Source organism: Thermodesulfobacteriota bacterium (genome assembly GCA_025062045.1).
GTDB lineage: Bacteria > Desulfobacterota > Syntrophorhabdia > Syntrophorhabdales > JANXAF01 > JANXAF01.
The window spans coordinates 14437-33720 of the sequence record JANXAF010000007.1 but is presented as its reverse complement, the minus strand read 5'-3'; the positions used below and the strand labels follow the sequence as shown (position 1 = coordinate 33720).

The following is a 19284-nucleotide window of genomic DNA, read 5'->3' as shown; positions in this document are numbered from 1 at the left end:
CGCTTTGTGCTATTTTTTTCCCATAGATAGCACCAACTTTTGGTGGTTACTGATCTTTGAGGGATAAGATGGATCATCTTAAAGCCATAGTCGATTACGGAATTATAGGAGCGCTTGTCCTTATGAGTGTCGTTTCGGTGGGAGTAGGACTGGAAAGGAGGAATTTTTACAAAAGTCTTAATCTGAGAAGCTTCAAGGACAAAAAAGAGCTAGAACTTGCCCTTATGAAGAGACTCCACGTGATAGCAACCATAGGGAGCAACGCACCCTACGTTGGCCTTCTTGGAACTGTGCTCGGGATAATGATCACTTTTGCAACCATAGGAAAAGAAGGGATCGCAGATACATCAAAGATAATGACAGGGCTAGCCTTGGCACTTAAGGCCACAGCGGTTGGACTGGCGGTTGCAATCCCGGCAGTTGTTTTCTATAACGTGCTTTTGCGCAGAGCAAAGGAGCTTTTGATCATCTGGGAGATTGAAAATGGAAGATAAAGAATTCGACTACATGAATGTCATTCCCCTTGTGGACGTTATGATGGTACTTCTCACTATAGTTCTTATGACCTCCACCTTCATTGCAACAGGTGTTATACCCGTTGAACTTCCAAAAGCTGCAGAAAAAAAATCGGATCTTCCAAAGGCCTTGACCTTATCGATCGATAAGGGAGGAAACATATACTTCGAATCCGAGCGAGTGACCCTTCTTCTTCTTCGACAGAGACTGGCTCCCCTTACAAGAGAATCACCGATTATAATAAGGGCCGACAAGGACTCCACGGTTCAGATGTGCGTGGACGTCTTAGAACTTTTAAGTAGCATGGGATTTCAGAAAGTGGCCCTACAGACTGAAAAAAGGGGTTCATAGGGAAGTATTTGGAGCTGATGCAAAAAAAATACTATGTCCTTTCACTTCTTTTGCATCTTATCTTTTTATTTCCTCTTTTCTTTCTCTGCCAGAAAAGTTCAAGCGAAAAAGAGATAGTCACGGTTTTTTTAGGGTATCAAAACTTTAACCAAAGGGATCCTGAAAAAAGAAGTAGAATCGACAAAATACAGGAAAAAATGGGAGTGGGGGATAGAAAAATTATTGGGCCTATGGGAGGTAGATCTTATAACGACGAACATTTTGGTTGGCCCGGACCAACTGAGCATCAAGAAAAGCCGGAACTCGTGCAAAAGCTAGAAGTTTTTGAGAAGGGAAAGGATGAAGAGGGTCGACAAGATAGAATTGATATGGCGTTTTCTTTTTCGGAAGGAAAAGAGACCGTATCAAGTTCCGTAATAGGTGTTGAGATAGCTCAAGATGGAGGATCTATCTCCGTTCCTTCCCGTTTTGGGATCTCGGGTTCTAGGGGAAAAGAAGGCTCTCTTGAAGGTTCTGGATCCTATTCCTCTGGCACAGGAAGAGGCGATATAGGTTCAGGCTTAGGGGGAAAAGAAGGAAGGTATGGATGGAAAAAAGGCGAAGGGACTTCTGGCTCAGCCGATTATCTTCGGATAAATTTGGCATACATAAGGGAGATCATTATGAAAAATCTAAAATACCCGCATATAGCTCGTATTCGGGGCTACGAGGGGGATATAGTGGTATCGATACTCATAAACGAAAAGGGAATTCCGGAAGACATAAAGATTCTTAGCAATTCCGGAAACGAGCTTCTAGCAAAGAACCTGATTGAGACTATAAAAGCCATAGGCAAGTTTCCAGAACCGCCAACAAAAGTAAGGGTTATTATTCCAGTGGCATATCGACTCAAATAAAAAATTTGAGTCTACCCAAAAAACGGAATATACTTGATTTAAGAATGACTGAGTTTCTATTGCTCGATATTGATTACGACACAATCGACGGTCAGCTTTACATCATACTTTACGGAAAGGATGTGGACGGAAGAAAAGTTGTCGTTCTAGACAGAACCTATACCCCTTATTTTTACGTTCTTACAAGTGACCCACTAAAAGCGAAAAAAGAAATAGAGGACCTTTTGGCGAAAAACGGTTTGACGGCAAAAAATCTAGAATTCGAGAAAAAAACTGTGTATGGAGAGCTAAAGGACGTAATAAAGGTAGAGTGCTTTTTGCCTCAGGATACTCAGAAGTTACGTGACGTTATTAAAAACCTTGAAGGACGAAGGGGCGGAAGTGGGTCCGTGATAGACGAGTACGAGTACCAGATCGGGTATTACAGAAGCTATCTTGTAGATAGAGGATTTTCGTGTCTTGACTGGCTTTCGGTTTCTGGTGATGAATTACCACTCTCATTTGATGCAGATGTCGTAATCGAAGCTAAAAAAATCGAAAAAATCCCTGAGAGAGAAGGGAAAATAAGAGTTTTAGCCTTCGACACGGAGGTCCTGGAGGAAAGAAGAGGAGAAAGACAGCTTGTTATGATCTCAGTCTATGGCGATGATGTGAGAAAGGTATTCACGTACAAGGAGGGCGATTTTTCGGATTTCGTAGAGATCTTAAGGGACGAAAAAGAGATGCTTAAGCGTTTTGTAGACTTTGTCCGTTCCTACGACCCCGATATCATCGCAGGGTTTAACTCCGACCTTTTCGACTTTGTGGTTTTGCGCGAGAGGGCTCAGAAACTCAAGGTATCCTTAGGTGCTCTATCGAAAGATGGCTCGGGAGTGAGCCTTTCGAAAAGGGCGAAGATAAGCACAGCAAGGCTAAAAGGGAGAGTTCATATCGATGTTTTTAACTTCGTTAGTAACATCTTAGCACCCATGCTTCAAACGGAGGTACTAAGCCTTGATGCGGTCTCATCGGAGATCTTAGGGGACGAAAAGATCGAAATGGAGTATTCAGAGATGCTGAAATCCTGGAAGGAAGGGCAGAACCTTGGGGCCCTTGCGGAGTACGCGCTTAAAGATTCCGAGCTTACGTATAGACTCTGTCTTGTTCTTCTTCCCCAGATAATGGAGCTCACAAAAATTGTTGGACAGAGCTTGTTCGATGTCTCGAGAATGACATATAGCCAGCTTGTTGAATGGTACTACACGAAAAAGGCTAAAGAAGTGGGAAGGATTGTGCCAAATCAGCCCCATTTCGATGAAATACAGGCCAGACAGAAAGAGACATACACCGGCGGGTACGTCAAAGAACCGGAGGCGGGCCTCCATGAAAATATCGCGGTCATAGACTTTGCTTCCCTTTACCCTTCCATCATCGCAACCTATAATGTGTCTATTGAGACTTTAAACTGCAGTTGCTGCGCCGATGATGGCTACAAGGTTCCGGATCTCCCACATTGGTTCTGTAAAAAAAGGATTGGTTTCGAATCAAATGTGATCCGGGATCTCATAAGTGAGAGACGAAAGATAAAGGACCTTATGAAGTCTTATAAGAAGGGTAGCTTCGAATACAATGTGCTAAATCATAGACAGCTCGCACTAAAGACTATAGCAAATGCGAGCTACGGTTACTACGCCTTTTCTGCGAGCAAGTGGTACTCGAAGGAGTGTGCAGAGTCGATAGCAGCTTTTGGTAGATATTGGATACTGAAGATAATGGATGAGGCGGAGTCTAATGGATTTCATCCGATTTATGGAGATACAGATTCCGCATTCTTAGGACTCAAAAACAAAAGTAAAGAGGATCTTTTTAAGTTTCTCAATGACTTAAACGCTAAGCTTCCAAAAGAGATGAGGATGGAGCTAGAAAATTTTTACACTCGGGGCATATTCATTCCCAAAGAGGTTGGAGGAGGGGTTGCGAAAAAAAGATACGCGTTGATTGACGAAAACGGAAATCTAAAAGTGAGAGGACTCGAAAAAGTGAGAAGGGACTGGTCGATGTTGTCTAAGAGGACCCAGGAAAAAGTGTTAAGAATGATACTTGAGAAGAAAGATATAGACGGAGCTATAAAGCTCGTAAGAGAAACGATCAAGAGACTTAAAAATCTGGAGGTGGAGATAAAAGATTTAGTCGTTTACGAGCAACTATCGAAACCCCTTTCGGAATACAAGCTTTTATCACCTCACGTGGGTGCGGCAAGAAAGCTTTTAGAAAAAGGAATTCCGGTTGGCGAAGGCAGTGTAATCGGATTTGTCATTGAAAAAGGGAAAGGATCTATATCGGATAGGGCCCAGCCCTTAGAATTCGCAAAAATAGAGAATGTGGATACTGACTACTACATTAACAACCAAATTTTGCCAGCCTCATTACGGATCCTAAAAGTCGTAGGAGTTAGTGAAGATGATATTCTCTCCTAGACGCTTTATCTTTCTTTCCCGACCGGAATTATATAAAGCGGATGTTCATCCTTTGGTAAGTTAAGGACCCTTTTTACATCCTCGTCGTAAAAAGCTCCCACAGGGACAGCCCCAAGATTTAAAGCCACAGCCTGTAGCAGTACATTTTGTCCAACATGGCCAACCTCCATATGGACGTACCTTATTCCTCTCTCACCATACTTTCTCGTTGTCCTTTCGTAAACGGCACTTACTACAATACTTACCGGTGCGTTTTTCACCCAGTATTGACCGAGCGCGGAAGAGGCAAGGGCGGCCCTTCTGTCACCACTTAAAATTCTTACGAGTCCGTGTCTTTTTACGTCGTATTTGTAAATTCCGGGTTCGATCCCTTTAACATTCCCACAGACGGCATAAATCTCCAAGGGATAAAGGGCTCCAGCCGAGGGAACTGACCTTCTTCCCGACTTTACAGTACCCTGGGAGGCCCAAAGAAGCTGTGATAGCTCATTTATGGTTAAAGCTGTATCCGAGAACTCTCTGACTGACCTTCTAAGAAAGATACTCTCCTCCAAAGACATAGACCCCTTCTTTGCCGGTTCAGGAAGGGCAATAAACTCACTCCCTTTTACCTCCATAATTCCTCCGATTGCTAAGGCAATAAAAATAAGCATGGCTATCTTTACGACGGATCTCATAGCCACATATTACCTCAACTCGAGATATATCTCAAGTGCAGATAGGATTAGCTTTTGAAATACCAGGTTTTTGGACCTTTTCGACACTCATAAACGGCCTTATTTTTCTTGACATGCACTGCCATTTCTTTTAACCTATGTAACACGTCCTACGAGGGGGGATTATGGATTTTGGCTTCCAAAAAGAAAAGATTTACATTATTAGTTTGACGGTCAACGGGATAAATTACGAATTAACGGTCGGTAAAGATATCTATCCGTGGCACACACTTGCCCATACCCTGAGGGAGACCCTACGTCTTACAGGTACGAAAGTAGGCTGCGGCCATGGCGCGTGCGGAGCTTGTACCGTCCTTCTGGATGAAAAACCAGTTCTTTCATGTCTTACCCTTACAGTTGAGTGTCAAGGAAAAAGGATTACAACAATAGAAGGAATAGGTAATCCCGCCGAAGGGAAGCTCGATCCTATCCAGGAAGCCTTTATCAAGTACACAGCGTTCCAATGCGGGTTCTGTACACCAGGAATCATAATGAGCGTGAAAGCCCTTTTAGCCGAAAATCCCGCTCCCACAGATGAAGAGATAAAAGAAGCTTTATCCGGGCATTACTGTCGCTGCATAAGCCATTACCATGTGCTTTACGCTGTAAAAGATGTGATAGCTAAAGGGAGGTAAGATGGGCCGGTACAAATTCTTAGGTAAACCTACGCCTCGCAAAGATGCATTGGACATAGTAACGGGAAGGGCAATATTTTTGGATGACATAAAACTTTCCGAAATGCTAATCGGCAAGGTTTTGAGGAGTCCACATCCGCATGCAATCATAAAAGATATAAAAGTTGAGAAGGCAAAGAAGCTTCCGGGAGTAAAGGCAATTCTTACCTACAAAGACGTGCCAGACTGGAAGATGGGTATTCCGTCCCATCTCCGTCCCCTCGACAAAAAGGTTCGATTCGTGGGAGATGCTGTTGCCTTGGTTGCTGCAACGGAAGAAGAGATTGCCCTTGAAGCCCTCGATTTGATTGAAGTGGAATACGAACCTCTTTTGGCCGTCTACGATGTGGAAGAGGCTATCCGTCCTGGAGCCCCACAACTTTACGAAGAGTTTCCCAATAACATTCTCCCTTTAGGCAATCCCTGGTTTGGCAGTCCCAAAATGCCTGAAGGCTTAAAAGAACTCGTATTTGGAAATGTGGAGAAAGGGTTCGAGGAAGCCGACACTATTGTTGAGGGGACATTCTCCTATGAGAACATACCTAACCCTCTTCCTCCGGAACCACCAGGTGTAATCGCCTATTGGGAAGATCCATCCACGGTTCATGTGTGGTTGACCTCCCAAGGCATCTACATGGACAAAATAAGCCTTTACTACATAATGAAGAGAAAGTTTAGGGTAATAGTCCACGGTCCCCAGTGTGGGGGTAGCTACGGATCTAAAGGAACGATTTTACCCATTGCTATATATACGATCCTTCTCGCTAAAGAGGCGAATAAGCCTGTAAAACTCACATACACAAAGGAGGAACATCTCGCAACATTCACCTTAAGATTGGGTTCGCGCATCCGGGGTAAAGTGGGGATGAAAAAAGATGGGACGGTTACCGCGATAAAAGCAGATTGGTTTGTCAATACGGGCCATTACTCGGCCGTAACTCAAGCTCAGGTGATGGTTGGACTGGGTGAGGCTCAGCTCGTTATAAGATGTCCTAACTGGGATATAAGGCCAAAGATAGTTTGTACCAATAGAGCCAGTTCAGGATGGATAAGAGGATTCGGGGGTCAAGAGTTAAAATCTGCACTTCTTCCCTTACTTTATCTTGCAATGGCCAAACTCGATGTAGATCCCGTCGAATTTTTCAAAAAGAACGTTGTCAAAGCGGGGGATGGGTATTTTTGGAGGGATGGAGAATGGTGGGTATCCAGGGTGATAGACTTCACAAAAGCGATAGACGCTGGTGCACGCGTCTTCGGTTGGAAAGAGAGATGGAGGGGTTGGCTAAAGCCCACAGAGATAAGAGGTTCGAAAAGGATAGGGGTAGGAGTAGGAGTTCATGGAAACGCTGATGTGGGAGAGGATGTGGCGGAAGCTTACATGCGGATCGATCCTGATGAGACTTGTACACTCTACGTTGCGGTCCCTGAGCAAGGCGGCGGGCAAAGGAGTAATTTGTGTAAAATAGCAGCTGAAGTTCTCCAGATACCTCCAGAGAGAATATTCGTCTCTCCTTCTGAGTCGGAAGTGAATCCGTACGAGTTCGGACTTGTCGGTTCGAGAGGGACTTACGCGATAGGCAGCGCTGTTATTAGAGCCGCAAAGGATGTCAAACGTCAGCTCTTTTTACTTGCCGCAGAGAAACTCAACGTAAGTCCGGAAGAGCTCGACACAGAAGACGCCATTATATACGTAAAGAACCATCCTGAAAAAAGGATAAGCTGGCGAAAGGCTATGGGAACGATGAGGACGTTAATCGGCTACGGCCGGTTCGAACCTGATTACTCTTTATGTAATTTTATGGTCTGCTTTGTTGAAATTGAGGTGGACACGGAGACAGGTAGAGCGGAGCTTACAAGGGTTGTCAATGCAACAGATGTTGGTCAGATTATCGATCAGTACTGCCTTGAAAATCAGCTTAACGGATGTCTAGGATCAGCAGGGATAGATACGGCGCTTTTTGAGGAGACCGTTTTTGATACTAAATTGGGCAGGATACTAACTACAGACATGGTTGATTATAAATGGCGCGTTTTTAGAAACCTTCCGGAAATAAACAATGTGATCCTTGAGACCCCATTTCCAACTCACGATTTTGGGGCTGTGGGGGTTGGAGAAATATCGACTTCTCCGGGTCCTGCTGCCTGTGTCATGGCAATTAGCAACGCAATAGGTAAATGGCTTTTGTCGTATCCGGCAACACCTGACAAAATCCTAGAGGCGTTACAGAAAAAGGAGGCTTGTTGATGAGACCATTTCGACACATAAACGCCAAAACAGTAGAAGAGGCTCTGAAACTCCTCTTAGAGCATAGAGGAAGAGCGAAACTCATAGGAGGCGGAACGGATCTAATACCCATTTTGAGGAGGGACTCATTATCTTGCTATCCAGAAGTGATCATAAACATAAAGACTATACCTGGCCTAGACTACATAAAAGAAGAAAAAGATTGCATAAGAATTGGAGCCTTAACAAAGCTTGCCGATATCGCATCTTCCCCTGTAATTAAGCGAAATTTTAAAATCCTCTCTGAGGCCGCATTCTCCGTCGGAACTCCGCAGATCAGGAATATGGCCACAATCGCTGGAAATCTATGCCAGGATGTTAGATGCTGGTACTACAGGTATCCACATCAGATCGGAGGTCGCATAACGTGCTATCTAAAGGGCGGGAAAACATGTTATGCTTTGGTTGGGGACAATAGATACCATTCCGTCTTTGAATGTTATAGAGAGCAAAAAAGGCCATCCGCCTGTACTATTTCATGTCCTGCAGAGATAGACATTCCCTCATATTTGGCAAAGCTCAGATTAGAAGATTTGAACGAGGCAGCTAGGATCTTATACGAGACAAACCCCTTGCCATCTATCACCGGCCGCGTATGTCCCCACTACTGCGAAAAAGACTGTACTAAGGGTTATTTGGATGAATCCGTAGCCATAAGGAGTTTAGAGAGGTTTTTGGGAGATTACGCGTTAGGTAAAGCAGAAGAAATTTTAAAGATAGAAAAACCGGAAAGTGGGAAGACTGTAGCTATAGTGGGGTCTGGTCCCTGCGGGCTTACATCTGCGTACTATCTAAGGAGATTTGGTCACGATGTGACAATTTTTGAAAAGGATGCCGAGCCAGGAGGGCTTTTGCGGTATGGAATACCTTCCTTTAGACTGCCGAAAAAAATTGTAGATGATGTGATTTACGTCTTCCAAAAAGTTTTGGGTATTCGTTTTAAAACTAACACAGAGATCGGAAAGGATATCTCCATATATGAGCTTATGACGAAGTTCGATGCGGTATTGGTTGCAGTAGGAGCTTACAAAGAAATACGGATGAATATACCTGGGGAGGAACTTGTAATAAGTGGGATAGATTTTCTAAGGAGAGTGAATTCAGGTTCAAAAGAGGTACCGGGAAGTCACGTTGCCGTAATAGGCGGGGGGAATGTGGCCATAGATGTGGCACGAGTTCTTTTGAGGCTCGGGGCTAATCCCGTTATCATTTACAGGAGGAGTGAAAAAGAGCTACCAGCTCTTTCAGAGGAGGTGGAGGCAGCCAAGGAGGAAGGTATAAGGTTCGAATTTCTAACCCTTCCTATTGCTGTTCAAAAGAAAGAGGGAAAAATTAGTCTTACGTGCGTTAAGATGGAGTTGAAAGAAAAAGATGAGACTGGAAGGCCAAAGCCTGTCCCTATCGAAGGATCGGAGTTTACTTTAGAGTTCGATGCGGTCATAAAAGCCATAGGGGAAATACCGAGCGTGGACTTTGTGCCAGAAGAGTTCTTAGATGAAAAAAGGATGATAAAAGCTGAAAGGATCACAGGTCATGTGGCCCGAAATCTCTTCGCAGGAGGGGATTGTGTACTGGGTCCTGCAACGGTCGTAGAAGCCGTAGCAATGGGAAGGAGGGTGGCCTTTGCGATCGATAAAATGCTTTCTGGAGAAAGAAAGGATGTCCGAGAAATTCGTACAGATTTCCTCTTTGATAGAGTTAACGTACCAGGTTTTAAAGCCTCAAAGAGGATAAAAGTGCCAAGATTGGAGATACATGAGCGGAATCTTGAGAGGGAAGATATAGGGGAAACTAGCATTGAAGATTTAAAGTACGAAGTGACTCGATGCATAAACTGCGGGTGTGTTGCGGTCAATCCTTCCGATGTGGCATGTGCTCTTATGGCACTTGATGCAAAGATAAAGCTCATAGGTGAAGCCGGAGAAATGGTCGTATCTATGGAGGAATTCTTCCAATCTCCTCGCGGTCGACTCTCCGATACTGAGATAATCACCGAGATTTTAATCCCTCCTCTTGACGGCAGAGCGAGACAGTCCTTTGTGAAGTTCAGGTTAAGAGATTCTATTGACTTTTCAATAGTCACTTTGTCCTATGTCGCTACATTTTCTGGCGATACTGTTAATGACATTAGAATAGTACTTGGTTCAGTATCGCCAAGACCCATAAGGGCCAGATTTGCGGAAGAATTCTTGCGGGGAAAAGCTCTAAACGATAAGACAATAGAAGCTTTGGCGGAAATGATTTCTTCATCCGCTTCCCCCCTTCCTATGAACGGCTTTAAAATAAAGGTTCTGAATTCGCTTTTGCGGAGGGCTTTGCTTTCGGAATTAAATCCCGAAGGTTAGTAGTCTCGGTAAAAACCTAGGAAAGGTCATTGAACCGAGCCCAAAGGGCAGTGCAGACCACCGACGGTAATTGGAAGTTTAAGGAAGAATCTTCTTACGGCTGGATCCTTGTGGGAATCAGCTTTTTGTCGATGGCTTTCTGGATGGGGATCAGGTCCAGTTTTTCGGTGTTTTACGCGACTCTTCTTGACGAATTTCAATGGTCAAGGGCCAGCACGGCATTTGTCCAGTCAATCACCTTCGTCATGTATATGGTCTCTGTGCCTTTTATCGGGGGAGCCATAGACAGGTTCGGACCGAGATTTGTTATTCTTCCCGGAATAATTCTTTTGGCTATAGGTCTTATGTTGTCTTCAACTGTAAAAAGCCTTTTTGAGTTTTATCTTTACTACGGCATAATTGTGGGGATCGGCACCGCTTGCGTAAGCATAGTTCCCTATTCTGCGATCCTTGCGCACTGGTTCGAAAAACGAAGGGGACTAGCCTCTGGGATTGCATCATCTGGAATGGGATTTGGAACATTCTCCCTTCTGATAATAAGCGAGGCTCTCATTAGCACTCATGGATGGAGAGAGGCTTTCTTCGTTTTGGGTCTTCTGGCCCTTATTCTCCTCTTTCCAACAAACGGGTTTCTTCTAAAACACAAACCCGAAAATAGGGCTTCAAGTCCGAGAAGTCCAAAAGAGCAAGACTCCGCTAAAGATAGTTGCGAAAAAACCAAACTCAAAAAAGTACTCTTGAGCAATCAGTTCTTGATGTGTGTAGCCTTTGGATCTCTAGTCCTGCTTAGCGTTCATGTGATCCTTGTTCACAGCGTACGGATCTTTATGGACCAGGGCATATCATTAAATCAAGCCTCCTCTGCCCTTGCCATTGTGGGCGTCGTTTCTTCTCTTTTTCGGGTACTTTGGGGCTGGCTTTCCGACTGGAAGGGAAGAAAGGTATCATATACGATGGGCGCTTCATTCCTGATCCTAAGCGGGGTCTCTCTATTTCTTACGCAACCGGAAAGGGAGTGGCTCATCTACATCTTTGTTTTTTCTTTCAGTGCGGGCTGGGGAGTAACAGCTCCCTCATTTATGGCGATCCTTGCTGATCTATTCAAAGGGGAAAGATTCGGCGCGATATATGGTTTCTTTGAAGCGGCAATCTATGGACTTTCCGTTTTGGGGGTCTGGGCAGTGGGACTCATATACGATCTCAAAGGTACGTACTGGCCCAATACATTCATTGTCATATCAGGTTCAGTAATTGCTTCCATCTTGATCATCTGGCTTATAAGAAACCCGTATGATGGGAGTGTGAAAATCCCGTAGCAAGGCAGTACACGGAAAGCTCATACGGATCTCGCTCCAAGGAGTCTTATTCGGGCATCACATATCATCACTTCTTTCGAGACAAAGACCGGATTGAGGTCCATTTCCTTTATCTCTGGTCTTTGCGTAGCAAGATCTGACACTTTCTTTACGAACTGTAGGAATTTTAAAACGTCAAAATCTGCGATTCTTTTTGATCGTACTACTTTTGAGACCGAGATATCCTCAAACATGGACGTGGCGTCCCTCTCTGTGATGGGTAAAAGTCTAAATGTTACGTCTCCTACATCTTCCACGTAGATTCCTCCTTGACCAACCATGATGACCGGACCGAAATTTATGTCCTCGTATACCCCAACGATCATTTCAAAACCAAAACCCATCTTTTGAACTATTATGCCTTCTAGATCATCTTCGCGGAAAATGGAATAGAAAGAATCCAGAAGGTCTCTAAATGCCCTTCTTACCCCCTCTGCATCAACTATGAATGTCCTTACCCCTCTTATCTCACTTTTGTGGATGACCTTTTTTGATGAGATTTTAAGCGTTACTGGAAAGCCTATCTCTTTCGCATAGAATAAGGCCTCTTCTTCTTTTTTTGCAATTTTGCTTTCAAGTACAGGAAACTCCTTTTTTTTGAGGAATTCGAGTGCCTCAAACGCGGTTAAAATGGTTTCCATACTTACCTGCCAGTAGAGCCGATTCTATATAGATTCGCCAAAGTTTTTGCAGCTCTTTCAGGTGTAGGAACGACCACTATTCCTTTTTGACCATCTATCTCTTTTATCTCTTCGTCCCATATCCCTGGTGGTGCGCAAAGGCAGGCAATGACAGGTTTATTGAAGGGTTCCAGATCTCTCAAAATCCTAACCATTTCCTTTACGAGTTTTAAATTGGCGGATGCGAACATATTGAGAAAGAGTATTCCATCTGTGTTTTCGTCGTCGGATGCGACTTTAAGAATAGAGAGGATAGTTTTAGGACTGTACCAGGCAGGACCCATATCCACTGGATTTGTCCTTATAGCGAGTGGAGGGAGAAGTTCATCTATTTTTCTCTGTGTGACCTCAGAAAAATTCGCCAGTTTTAAACCTTCCTTTTCAAGAACATCGGCCGCTATTATCCCCGGACCTGCCTGTCCTGAAAGGACTGCCACACGTTCACCCCTCATTGATGGACATGCCTCTAAAGCTTTTGCGATGTCGATAAGTTCTTCTGAATCAGCAACCTCAAGGATACCAAACTGACGAAAAGCACCCTTCCAGATTTTGTAATTTCCAGCAAGGCTTCCCGTATGGAATTTACTTGCGACGTCTCTTTTCACATTTTTTGCAGATTTGTACGCTATAATCGGTTTTTTTGCTTTCGATTGAGAGATTGCATTGAATAGCTTTCTCGGTTCATCCATACCCTCAATGTATAAAACCAAAGCTTTAGTTGCCGAATCCTCCTCGAGAAAATAACGCACAGTGTGGTGAAAATCCAAATTCACCCTGTTTCCCAACCCCACAAGTTTTGCAACACCCATCCTTTCTTCGATCGCCAAAAAACCGATAAGATGGCAAAACCCTCCGCTTTGACTTATGATTGTAGTGCCACCTTCTTTGATTAAAGAGAATTCGTACGTAAACGAAGCATTGACTTTATCCGTTACATTCACAAAACCGAAAGTATTAGGACCGACAATAGGAATTTCCAACCCCTCTGAAAGTTCCCTCATTCTCTCCTCAAGATACTTTCCTTCATCACCTTCGGTCTCCTTGTATCCTGCGCTTATTATGACAGCACCCATGACTTTTTTCTTTCCGCACTCAAAAAGCACATCAAGGGATTTTTTTGCAGGAACCACTATGATAGCGAGTTCCACTTCTTTCTCTATATCTAGAATCGATCTATGAGCTTTAAGACCCCATATTCTTTCGGATGCCGGATTCACAGGGTATAAGCAGCCCCTATAACCCCCAAGGACAAGACTCTTCATTACATGATAGCCTAACTTTTCAAAACTGTCCGATGCTCCAATTACGGCAATCGAATTTGGAGAAAAGACTTTTTTTAGCTTTTTTTGGAAAATGGAATCCATACTTCAATCAATCTTACCACAAAGGAGTCTTAGGACCAAAAAACTCTTTTTTGCTTGACAAAAGTAAAATGATAAGGTACGTGCCTAAAAAAGCCACCCAAAGGAGGATAAGATGCCAACGATATTTTTTTACGGTCCAAAGCTCGACAAAGAAAAGAAAAGGGAGATGATAAGGTCATTCACAGAAATAGGTGCAAAACTTACAGGGCTAGACAAATCAGCCTTTGTGGTATATATAAGGGAGGCTACACCGGAAGATGTGGGAGTAAGAGGGGAGCTACTAGAAGACATTTTAACGAAAAAAGACTGAGTTTAAAAAGGCAAAAGGAACTCTAAGCCAAATCGAAAAAATAGGCAAGGACTAATCGGTAGGCTTAACTTTCTGATCCTTCAATTTTCGGTCCCTGTATACATACCTCGCCAGCCCTTCCTCCTACCACTCCGTAGATTATTTCGTGTTGAGGGACACTAAGATGATCTACGTTTTCTGCTATCTCCGTTAAGGCTAAAAATCTATACCCACTTTCAAGAGTCCTTTCGAAAAAGATTTTAAGAAAATTCGCCCAGTTATTTCCTTCAATTTCTGCATGGATGGTTAAAACGTTAAAAAAGCTTAAGAGGTTCTTGTAGTGGGCAAAAAGGGACAACTCATCAGAACCGTAGATTCCCACTATCTCATCAAGGGTAGGAAGGGTTGTGGGGATTTGTAGTATAGGGATGAACTCTCCACCCATAACCGGATAAAAAGGGTTTCGGCCCCTTGTGTCGCTTGAGTATGAGAATCCATAATCCTTTAATATTTTTAGAGCGTGGACGTTTACCATCCAGCCAGGTGAAGCAAAGGACTTAGGTTTTTGTCCAGAAAGCCTTGTGAAGGTCTCTACGGCTTTGTCTATTTCTATTTTTGTCCTTTCATAGCCAAGTTTTTTTATCCGATCGTGCCAGAAGACGTGGTCATATCCATGTATTCCGAGTTCGTGCCCATCGGTCAAGATTCTTTTTAGAATCCCTACGTTCTTTTCAGCAATCTTTGGACCAGGCAAAAAGACTCCATAAAGGAGTGTCTTTATACCGTATGTTTTTACTACACCAATTCTCTTTACTTTACTCAAAAAGCCCCTCCGCGTAAATACCCTTCTTATTGCCCTTCCCGTATTGTCATATCCCATGGGCACAAAAAAGCTACCCCTTATGTTGTACGTCTTTAAAATGGACAAAATCTTTGGAACACCTTCTCTCATACCTAAATACGTATCGACGTCTATTTTTAGCCCTATTATGCGCTCCACGATGGAATAATAGCAGTTAAACGTTTCGGTTGACAAGGGCGCCTACCACTGATATAAGTTCAGATGAGGAAAAAACCCATGGAGGTTTTGGTATGGAGAGCGAAACGCCATTACTAGACGAATTGGAAAAAGGTAGATGGCCCAGTTTTGTAAAGGAGATAAAGAGGGCCGCAAAGAAAAACAAAGCTGCACTGGATCTTTTAAGAGTTGAGGAACTCTCGTATAAAGACAAGATCACACACTGGAAGCACGGTGGAATAGTTGGGGTTACGGGCTATGGAGGCGGGGTAATAGGTAGGTACTGCGATAAACCAGAAGAGTATCCGGAAGTGGCGGCCTTTCATACATTTCGGGTCAACCATCCCGCAGGATGGTTTTACAAAACTGAGGCCTTACGAAAGATCTGCGATATTTGGGAAAAGTACGGAAGTGGCATGACCAATTTTCACGGCTCAACGGGAGACATAATACTTTTAGGTGCGAAAACAGAGAATTTGCAGCCATGTTTTAATGAGCTTACAGAAGCAGGCTTCGATCTGGGAGGATCCGGCTCAGGTCTAAGAACGATTTCCGGATGTGTTGGTCCGGCAAGATGTGAGTGGGCCACGATTGACACTCTTGATATCACCTACGATCTGACAATGGAGTTTCAGGACGAGATCCACAGGCCCAGATGGCCTTATAAATTCAAGATCAAAATCTCAGGATGTCCCAATGACTGTGTCGCTGCGATAGCGAGGGCAGATTTTACGATAATTGGAACGTGGAGAGATTCGATAAGGATCGATCAGGAAGCAGTAAGAGAGTATGTAAAGAACGGTTTTGACATAGAAACTGTAGTAAGAAAGTGTCCGACAGAAGCGATAAGTTGGGATGAGAAAAATAAGGTTTTAAATTTTGTTCCCGAAGACTGTACCAGGTGTATGCACTGTATTAATAAGATGCCGAAGGCTATAAGACCCGGAACAGAAGGAGGAGCGACCATACTAGTTGGGGGAAAGGCCCCTATTTTAAAAGGCGCGTATCTTTCTTGGGTTATTGTACCTTTTATGAAGATGGAACCACCTTATTCGGAAGTCAAATCCCTTTTAAGGAAGATCTGGGACTGGTGGGATGAGCACGGAAGGACAAGAGAAAGGCTCGCAGAACTAATTGAAAGGTTAAGTTTTGCAAGGTTTTTAAAAGACATGGGTCTTCCAGTACAGCCCCAGATGGTTTTTAGACCGAGGTCGAATCCTTACGTCTTCTTTAGGAGGTAACCATGCCACGAACAGACATAGGACCACCGAACTATAAGGACATGCTTCCGGACATAATCAAAAGGAATTATTGGAAATGGAAATACCACGAGATTGTGAAACCAGGGGTTTTAAAACACGTCGCAGAAAGCGGGGATGTACTTTACTCTGTGAGGGTCGGTTCTCCGAGGCTCGTAAGCGTCGATTTCATAAGGGATATATGCGAGATAGCTGATAAGTACTGCGATGGTTATCTCCGTTTCACGAGCAGGTACAACATCGAGTTTTTGACGGATAAACAAGAAAATGTGGACAAGATAATAGAAGAAGTCCAAAGACTCGGTTTACCTGTTGGTGGAACAGGTCCCTGCGTTACAAACATTGTTCACACCCAAGGTTGGATACATTGCCACAGTGCGGCAACAGATGCTTCAGGGATAGTAAAGGCCATAATGGACGAGCTATACGACTACTTCACTTCTATGAGCCTTCCTGCAGGTGTGAGAATAGCGGTCGCCTGTTGCATTAACATGTGCGGTGCTGTCCACTGTTCGGATTTGGCCGTAGTCGGGGTCCATACCAAGCCCCCGAGAATCGATCACGAAAAACTGATGGCTCAGTGTGAAATACCCACAACGATTCAGTCGTGTCCTACAGGTGCGATAAGGCGACATCCAGACCCAAACATAAAAAGTGTTGTCGTTAGGGAGGAACTTTGCATGTACTGCGGCAACTGCTTTACCGTTTGTCCGGCTATGTCAATTGCTGACCCTGAAGGGGACGGCGTGGCGATTTACGCCGGAGGAAAAGTATCGAATGCCAGAAAGCCACCCATGTTTTCGAGGCTTATAGTGCCTTATCTTCCAAATAACCCACCCAGATGGCCCGAAGTCGTTGAGGTTATAAAAAAGATCTTGGAAGTCTACGCGAAGAATGCAAGAAGGTACGAGAGGATGGGAGAGTGGATAGAGAGGATAGGATGGGAAAAGTTTTTTAGGCTGACAGGAATTCCGTTTACTGAATACCACATAGATGATTTTACACATGCCGTAGAGACCTACAGAACAACAACTCAGTTCAAATGGTAGGGGGCACTTATGGGAGAAGTGAGTGAGGAACTAAAACAAAAGATTTTGGAGTATCTAAAGACCGTAAGCAAAGCAAAAAACAGAGATATAGCCCGTGCACTAAATGAAGATAAACACCTTGTCGATAAGGCCATCGGAGAACTGAGCAAGGAAGGAAAGATAGAATACATTTTTCTAGGAACATCGTTCGTGAAAATAAAAGAATAAGCAAAAGCCGTGTCGGAAAAGAAGCCGCTTCCGAGACTCGTTTTTGGGTCCGCATCTGGACAGGCAGGAAAAACCACAATCACATGCGGAATATCAATACTTTTAAAGAGAAGGGGAATAAACGTCCAAGTTTTCAAAAAAGGTCCCGATTACATAGACCCCACCTGGCTTAAAGCAGCAAGTGGTAATCCTTGCCGGAATCTGGATCTTTACCTAATGGGGAAAAAAAGGCTAATTCGGCAGTTTGTTACTTATGCTGGACGTGCTGATCTTGCACTGGTAGAAGGTAACATGGGGCTTTATGACAGTGTGAGTGACGATGGTAGTGGAAGCACGGCTCATATCGCAAGGATCTTAAAAGCCCCTCTAATCTTCGTTGTGAACACTCATAAGATGGCGAGGAGTGTGGCAGCCCTTATTGAGGGTTATAGAAATTTCGAGCCAGAAACGATGTTCTGTGGAGTTATACTGAACAGGGTGGCAGGCGAAAGACACACCCAAAAACTCATAAAAGCGATAGAAAAGTATTGCGGGCTTCCAGTTGTGGGCGTGATTCCCAAAGAGGAAAGTTTGCTAATCGGTGAGAGACATTTGGGTCTCATTCCCTTTCCAGAAAGGGAAAGAAATCTTTTGATATTGGAAAAGATCGCATCGTTTCTTGAGCCCCATCTCGATATTGAGGGAATAATAGAGATTGCGAAAAAGGCTCCCCCTATGAGTGTGCCATCTTTAAAGGATGAAAGAAAACATCCTAAAAGAAACGTGGTTCGCATAGGTGTCTTTTACGATAGCGTTTTCCATTTCTACTATCCTGAAAATTTGGAATCTCTCACGAGTGAAGGGGCGGAACTAGTGTTTATCAATTCCATCTTAGACAAAAGACTTCCAGATGTTGACGGGATTTATATTGGTGGGGGATTCCCAGAACTATATCTAAGAGAGCTTTCTTCGAATAGAACCCTTATGGAAGATGTGGCTAACTTTGTAGAAGAGGGAAAACCTCTTTATGCGGAATGTGGCGGTCTTATGTATCTGTGCGACCATGTCTCTTACAAAGGTTTGAGGGTTAAGATGGCTGGTATAATACCAGCCGACGTTTTCTTAAGAAAAAGACCGGAAGGGCATGGCTATGTGGAGGCTGAGGTAGTGGAAGAAAATCCTTTTTATCCTAAAGGACTAATTATTAGAGGCCACGAATTCCATCATTCAGCCTTAAAACTCAAAAGTACCGTTAAATTTGTGTTAAGAATGAGGAGGGGGAGGGGGGGTTATGGGCTGAGTGATGGAATTCTATACAAAAACGCGTTTGCTTCCTATACTCATGTTCACGGGATCGGACTTCCAGTCTGGGCTAAAAATTTTGTCAATCTTTGTGGGAAGTTGAAAGAAAGAGGGTCCAGTAGTTATATTTTAGAAGAGGCAAAAAGTAGTTAGAGAATTGCATAACTTTCACTATGAAACGCCGAAATTCATAAACATCCATATAAGAAAGGAGGTTGCGTATGCCGAAGGCGATTTTGGGAGGAATTGAGATTGAAGTTGATGAGGATGGTTTCATTCAGGAACCTGAAAAGTGGAATAAAGAGGTAGCAGAAGATCTGGCAAAGATAGAGAATGCCTATCCTCTTACAGAAGATCACTGGAAGGTGGTTAACTATCTGAGGGAGTACTATCTGAAATTCGAAATAGCCCCGCCAATCAGAATGCTTTGTAAGCAAACGGGCTTTGACCTCAAAAAGATATATGAACTTTTCCCATCTGGCCCTGCCAAGGGTGCGTGTAAGATCGCGGGCTTACCAAAACCGACAGGGTGTGTGTAGCACAA

The 19284-nt window shown here is 43.8% G+C and carries 18 protein-coding genes; 14 read left to right on the top strand and 4 right to left on the bottom strand.

The window, feature by feature from the left end; all coding sequences use genetic code 11:
• The first annotated feature begins 68 nt into the window (after positions 1–68).
• Genes exbB through NZ583_06225 form a run of 4 tightly spaced genes read left to right on the top strand, consistent with a single transcriptional unit; the run spans position 69 to position 4219 of the window.
• Positions 69–494: a TonB-system energizer ExbB gene (gene exbB / locus NZ583_06240; GenBank protein ID MCS7281206.1), complete on the top strand. Its 426-nt coding sequence runs from the start codon at positions 69–71 to the stop codon at positions 492–494.
• Positions 484–867 (top strand): biopolymer transporter ExbD, encoded by a 384-nt coding sequence (locus NZ583_06235; GenBank protein ID MCS7281205.1) that lies wholly within the window; start codon positions 484–486, stop codon positions 865–867. The genes exbB and NZ583_06235 overlap by 11 nt, the downstream gene beginning before the upstream one ends.
• A 17-nt stretch (positions 868–884) precedes the next feature.
• Positions 885–1763 (top strand): TonB family protein, encoded by an 879-nt coding sequence (locus NZ583_06230; GenBank protein ID MCS7281204.1) that lies wholly within the window; start codon positions 885–887, stop codon positions 1761–1763.
• A 44-nt stretch (positions 1764–1807) separates the two neighbouring features.
• A complete protein-coding gene (locus NZ583_06225; GenBank protein MCS7281203.1) occupies positions 1808–4219 on the top strand; it encodes a DNA-directed DNA polymerase in 2412 nt (803 codons plus the stop codon).
• Positions 4220–4224: 5 nt separating this feature from the next.
• Here NZ583_06225 and NZ583_06220 read toward each other — a convergent pair whose 3' ends face one another.
• Positions 4225–4896 carry a SagB/ThcOx family dehydrogenase gene (locus NZ583_06220; protein ID MCS7281202.1) on the bottom strand — a complete coding sequence of 224 codons (672 nt, stop codon included), beginning with the start codon at positions 4894–4896 and terminating at the stop codon, positions 4225–4227.
• A gap of 164 nt (positions 4897–5060) precedes the next feature.
• Between NZ583_06220 and NZ583_06215 the strand changes: the two genes are divergently transcribed.
• From NZ583_06215 to NZ583_06200, 4 genes are read left to right on the top strand one after another with little or no spacing between them, the layout of a single operon-like run.
• The gene (locus NZ583_06215; protein ID MCS7281201.1) at positions 5061–5570 is read left to right on the top strand and encodes a (2Fe-2S)-binding protein; all 510 of its coding nucleotides are present in this window, start codon (positions 5061–5063) and stop codon (positions 5568–5570) included.
• A 1-nt stretch (position 5571) separates the two neighbouring features.
• A complete protein-coding gene (locus NZ583_06210) occupies positions 5572–7854 on the top strand; it encodes a xanthine dehydrogenase family protein molybdopterin-binding subunit (protein ID MCS7281200.1) in 2283 nt (760 codons plus the stop codon).
• Positions 7854–10238, top strand: a complete 2385-nt coding sequence (locus NZ583_06205; GenBank protein MCS7281199.1) for an FAD binding domain-containing protein — start codon at positions 7854–7856, stop codon at positions 10236–10238. Before NZ583_06210 ends, NZ583_06205 begins: the two co-directional genes overlap by 1 nt.
• A gap of 29 nt (positions 10239–10267) precedes the next feature.
• Positions 10268–11554, top strand: coding sequence for an MFS transporter (locus NZ583_06200; GenBank protein ID MCS7281198.1), 1287 nt, complete (start codon positions 10268–10270; stop codon positions 11552–11554).
• A gap of 20 nt (positions 11555–11574) precedes the next feature.
• Here the strand turns inward: NZ583_06200 and NZ583_06195 are convergent, their stop codons facing one another.
• The gene (locus NZ583_06195) at positions 11575–12234 is read right to left on the bottom strand and encodes an acetate--CoA ligase family protein (protein MCS7281197.1); all 660 of its coding nucleotides are present in this window, start codon (positions 12232–12234) and stop codon (positions 11575–11577) included.
• A 2-nt stretch (positions 12235–12236) separates the two neighbouring features.
• Positions 12237–13637 carry a CoA-binding protein gene (locus NZ583_06190; protein ID MCS7281196.1) on the bottom strand — a complete coding sequence of 467 codons (1401 nt, stop codon included), beginning with the start codon at positions 13635–13637 and terminating at the stop codon, positions 12237–12239.
• A 112-nt stretch (positions 13638–13749) separates the two neighbouring features.
• Here NZ583_06190 and NZ583_06185 point away from each other — a divergent pair, with 112 nt between their 5' ends.
• Positions 13750–13947 carry a tautomerase family protein gene (locus NZ583_06185; GenBank protein MCS7281195.1) on the top strand — a complete coding sequence of 66 codons (198 nt, stop codon included), beginning with the start codon at positions 13750–13752 and terminating at the stop codon, positions 13945–13947.
• Positions 13948–14011: 64 nt separating this feature from the next.
• Here NZ583_06185 and NZ583_06180 read toward each other — a convergent pair whose 3' ends face one another.
• Entirely contained in the window at positions 14012–14926 is a 915-nt protein-coding gene (locus NZ583_06180) for a polysaccharide deacetylase family protein (protein ID MCS7281194.1), read from the bottom strand.
• A 92-nt stretch (positions 14927–15018) separates the two neighbouring features.
• Here NZ583_06180 and dsrA point away from each other — a divergent pair, with 92 nt between their 5' ends.
• From dsrA to NZ583_06155, 5 genes are all read left to right on the top strand, one after another.
• Entirely contained in the window at positions 15019–16185 is a 1167-nt protein-coding gene (gene dsrA / locus NZ583_06175; GenBank protein MCS7281193.1) for a dissimilatory-type sulfite reductase subunit alpha, read from the top strand.
• Between the two features lie 2 nt (positions 16186–16187).
• Positions 16188–17252 carry a dissimilatory-type sulfite reductase subunit beta gene (gene dsrB / locus NZ583_06170; GenBank protein ID MCS7281192.1) on the top strand — a complete coding sequence of 355 codons (1065 nt, stop codon included), beginning with the start codon at positions 16188–16190 and terminating at the stop codon, positions 17250–17252.
• Positions 17253–17261: 9 nt separating this feature from the next.
• Entirely contained in the window at positions 17262–17459 is a 198-nt protein-coding gene (locus NZ583_06165; GenBank protein MCS7281191.1) for a hypothetical protein, read from the top strand.
• Positions 17460–17468: 9 nt separating this feature from the next.
• Positions 17469–18893: a hydrogenobyrinic acid a,c-diamide synthase (glutamine-hydrolyzing) gene (gene cobB / locus NZ583_06160; protein MCS7281190.1), complete on the top strand. Its 1425-nt coding sequence runs from the start codon at positions 17469–17471 to the stop codon at positions 18891–18893.
• A 68-nt stretch (positions 18894–18961) separates the two neighbouring features.
• Positions 18962–19279 (top strand): TusE/DsrC/DsvC family sulfur relay protein, encoded by a 318-nt coding sequence (locus tag NZ583_06155; GenBank protein MCS7281189.1) that lies wholly within the window; start codon positions 18962–18964, stop codon positions 19277–19279.
• The last annotated feature ends 5 nt before the right edge of the window (positions 19280–19284 follow it).

Coding starts and splice junctions, on each gene's coding strand:
- NZ583_06155 (MCS7281189.1), top strand. CDS start 18,962: ATGCCGAAGGCGATTTTGGGAGGAATTGAGATTGAAGTTGATGAGGAT.
- NZ583_06185 (MCS7281195.1), top strand. CDS start 13,750: ATGCCAACGATATTTTTTTACGGTCCAAAGCTCGACAAAGAAAAGAAA.
- NZ583_06210 (MCS7281200.1), top strand. CDS start 5,572: ATGGGCCGGTACAAATTCTTAGGTAAACCTACGCCTCGCAAAGATGCA.
- dsrB (MCS7281192.1), top strand. CDS start 16,188: ATGCCACGAACAGACATAGGACCACCGAACTATAAGGACATGCTTCCG.
- NZ583_06195 (MCS7281197.1), bottom strand. CDS start 12,234: ATGGAAACCATTTTAACCGCGTTTGAGGCACTCGAATTCCTCAAAAAA.
- NZ583_06230 (MCS7281204.1), top strand. CDS start 885: ATGCAAAAAAAATACTATGTCCTTTCACTTCTTTTGCATCTTATCTTT.
- NZ583_06220 (MCS7281202.1), bottom strand. CDS start 4,896: ATGAGATCCGTCGTAAAGATAGCCATGCTTATTTTTATTGCCTTAGCA.
- NZ583_06205 (MCS7281199.1), top strand. CDS start 7,854: ATGAGACCATTTCGACACATAAACGCCAAAACAGTAGAAGAGGCTCTG.
- NZ583_06190 (MCS7281196.1), bottom strand. CDS start 13,637: ATGGATTCCATTTTCCAAAAAAAGCTAAAAAAAGTCTTTTCTCCAAAT.
- NZ583_06215 (MCS7281201.1), top strand. CDS start 5,061: ATGGATTTTGGCTTCCAAAAAGAAAAGATTTACATTATTAGTTTGACG.
- NZ583_06165 (MCS7281191.1), top strand. CDS start 17,262: ATGGGAGAAGTGAGTGAGGAACTAAAACAAAAGATTTTGGAGTATCTA.
- exbB (MCS7281206.1), top strand. CDS start 69: ATGGATCATCTTAAAGCCATAGTCGATTACGGAATTATAGGAGCGCTT.
- dsrA (MCS7281193.1), top strand. CDS start 15,019: ATGGAGAGCGAAACGCCATTACTAGACGAATTGGAAAAAGGTAGATGG.
- NZ583_06225 (MCS7281203.1), top strand. CDS start 1,808: ATGACTGAGTTTCTATTGCTCGATATTGATTACGACACAATCGACGGT.
- NZ583_06235 (MCS7281205.1), top strand. CDS start 484: ATGGAAGATAAAGAATTCGACTACATGAATGTCATTCCCCTTGTGGAC.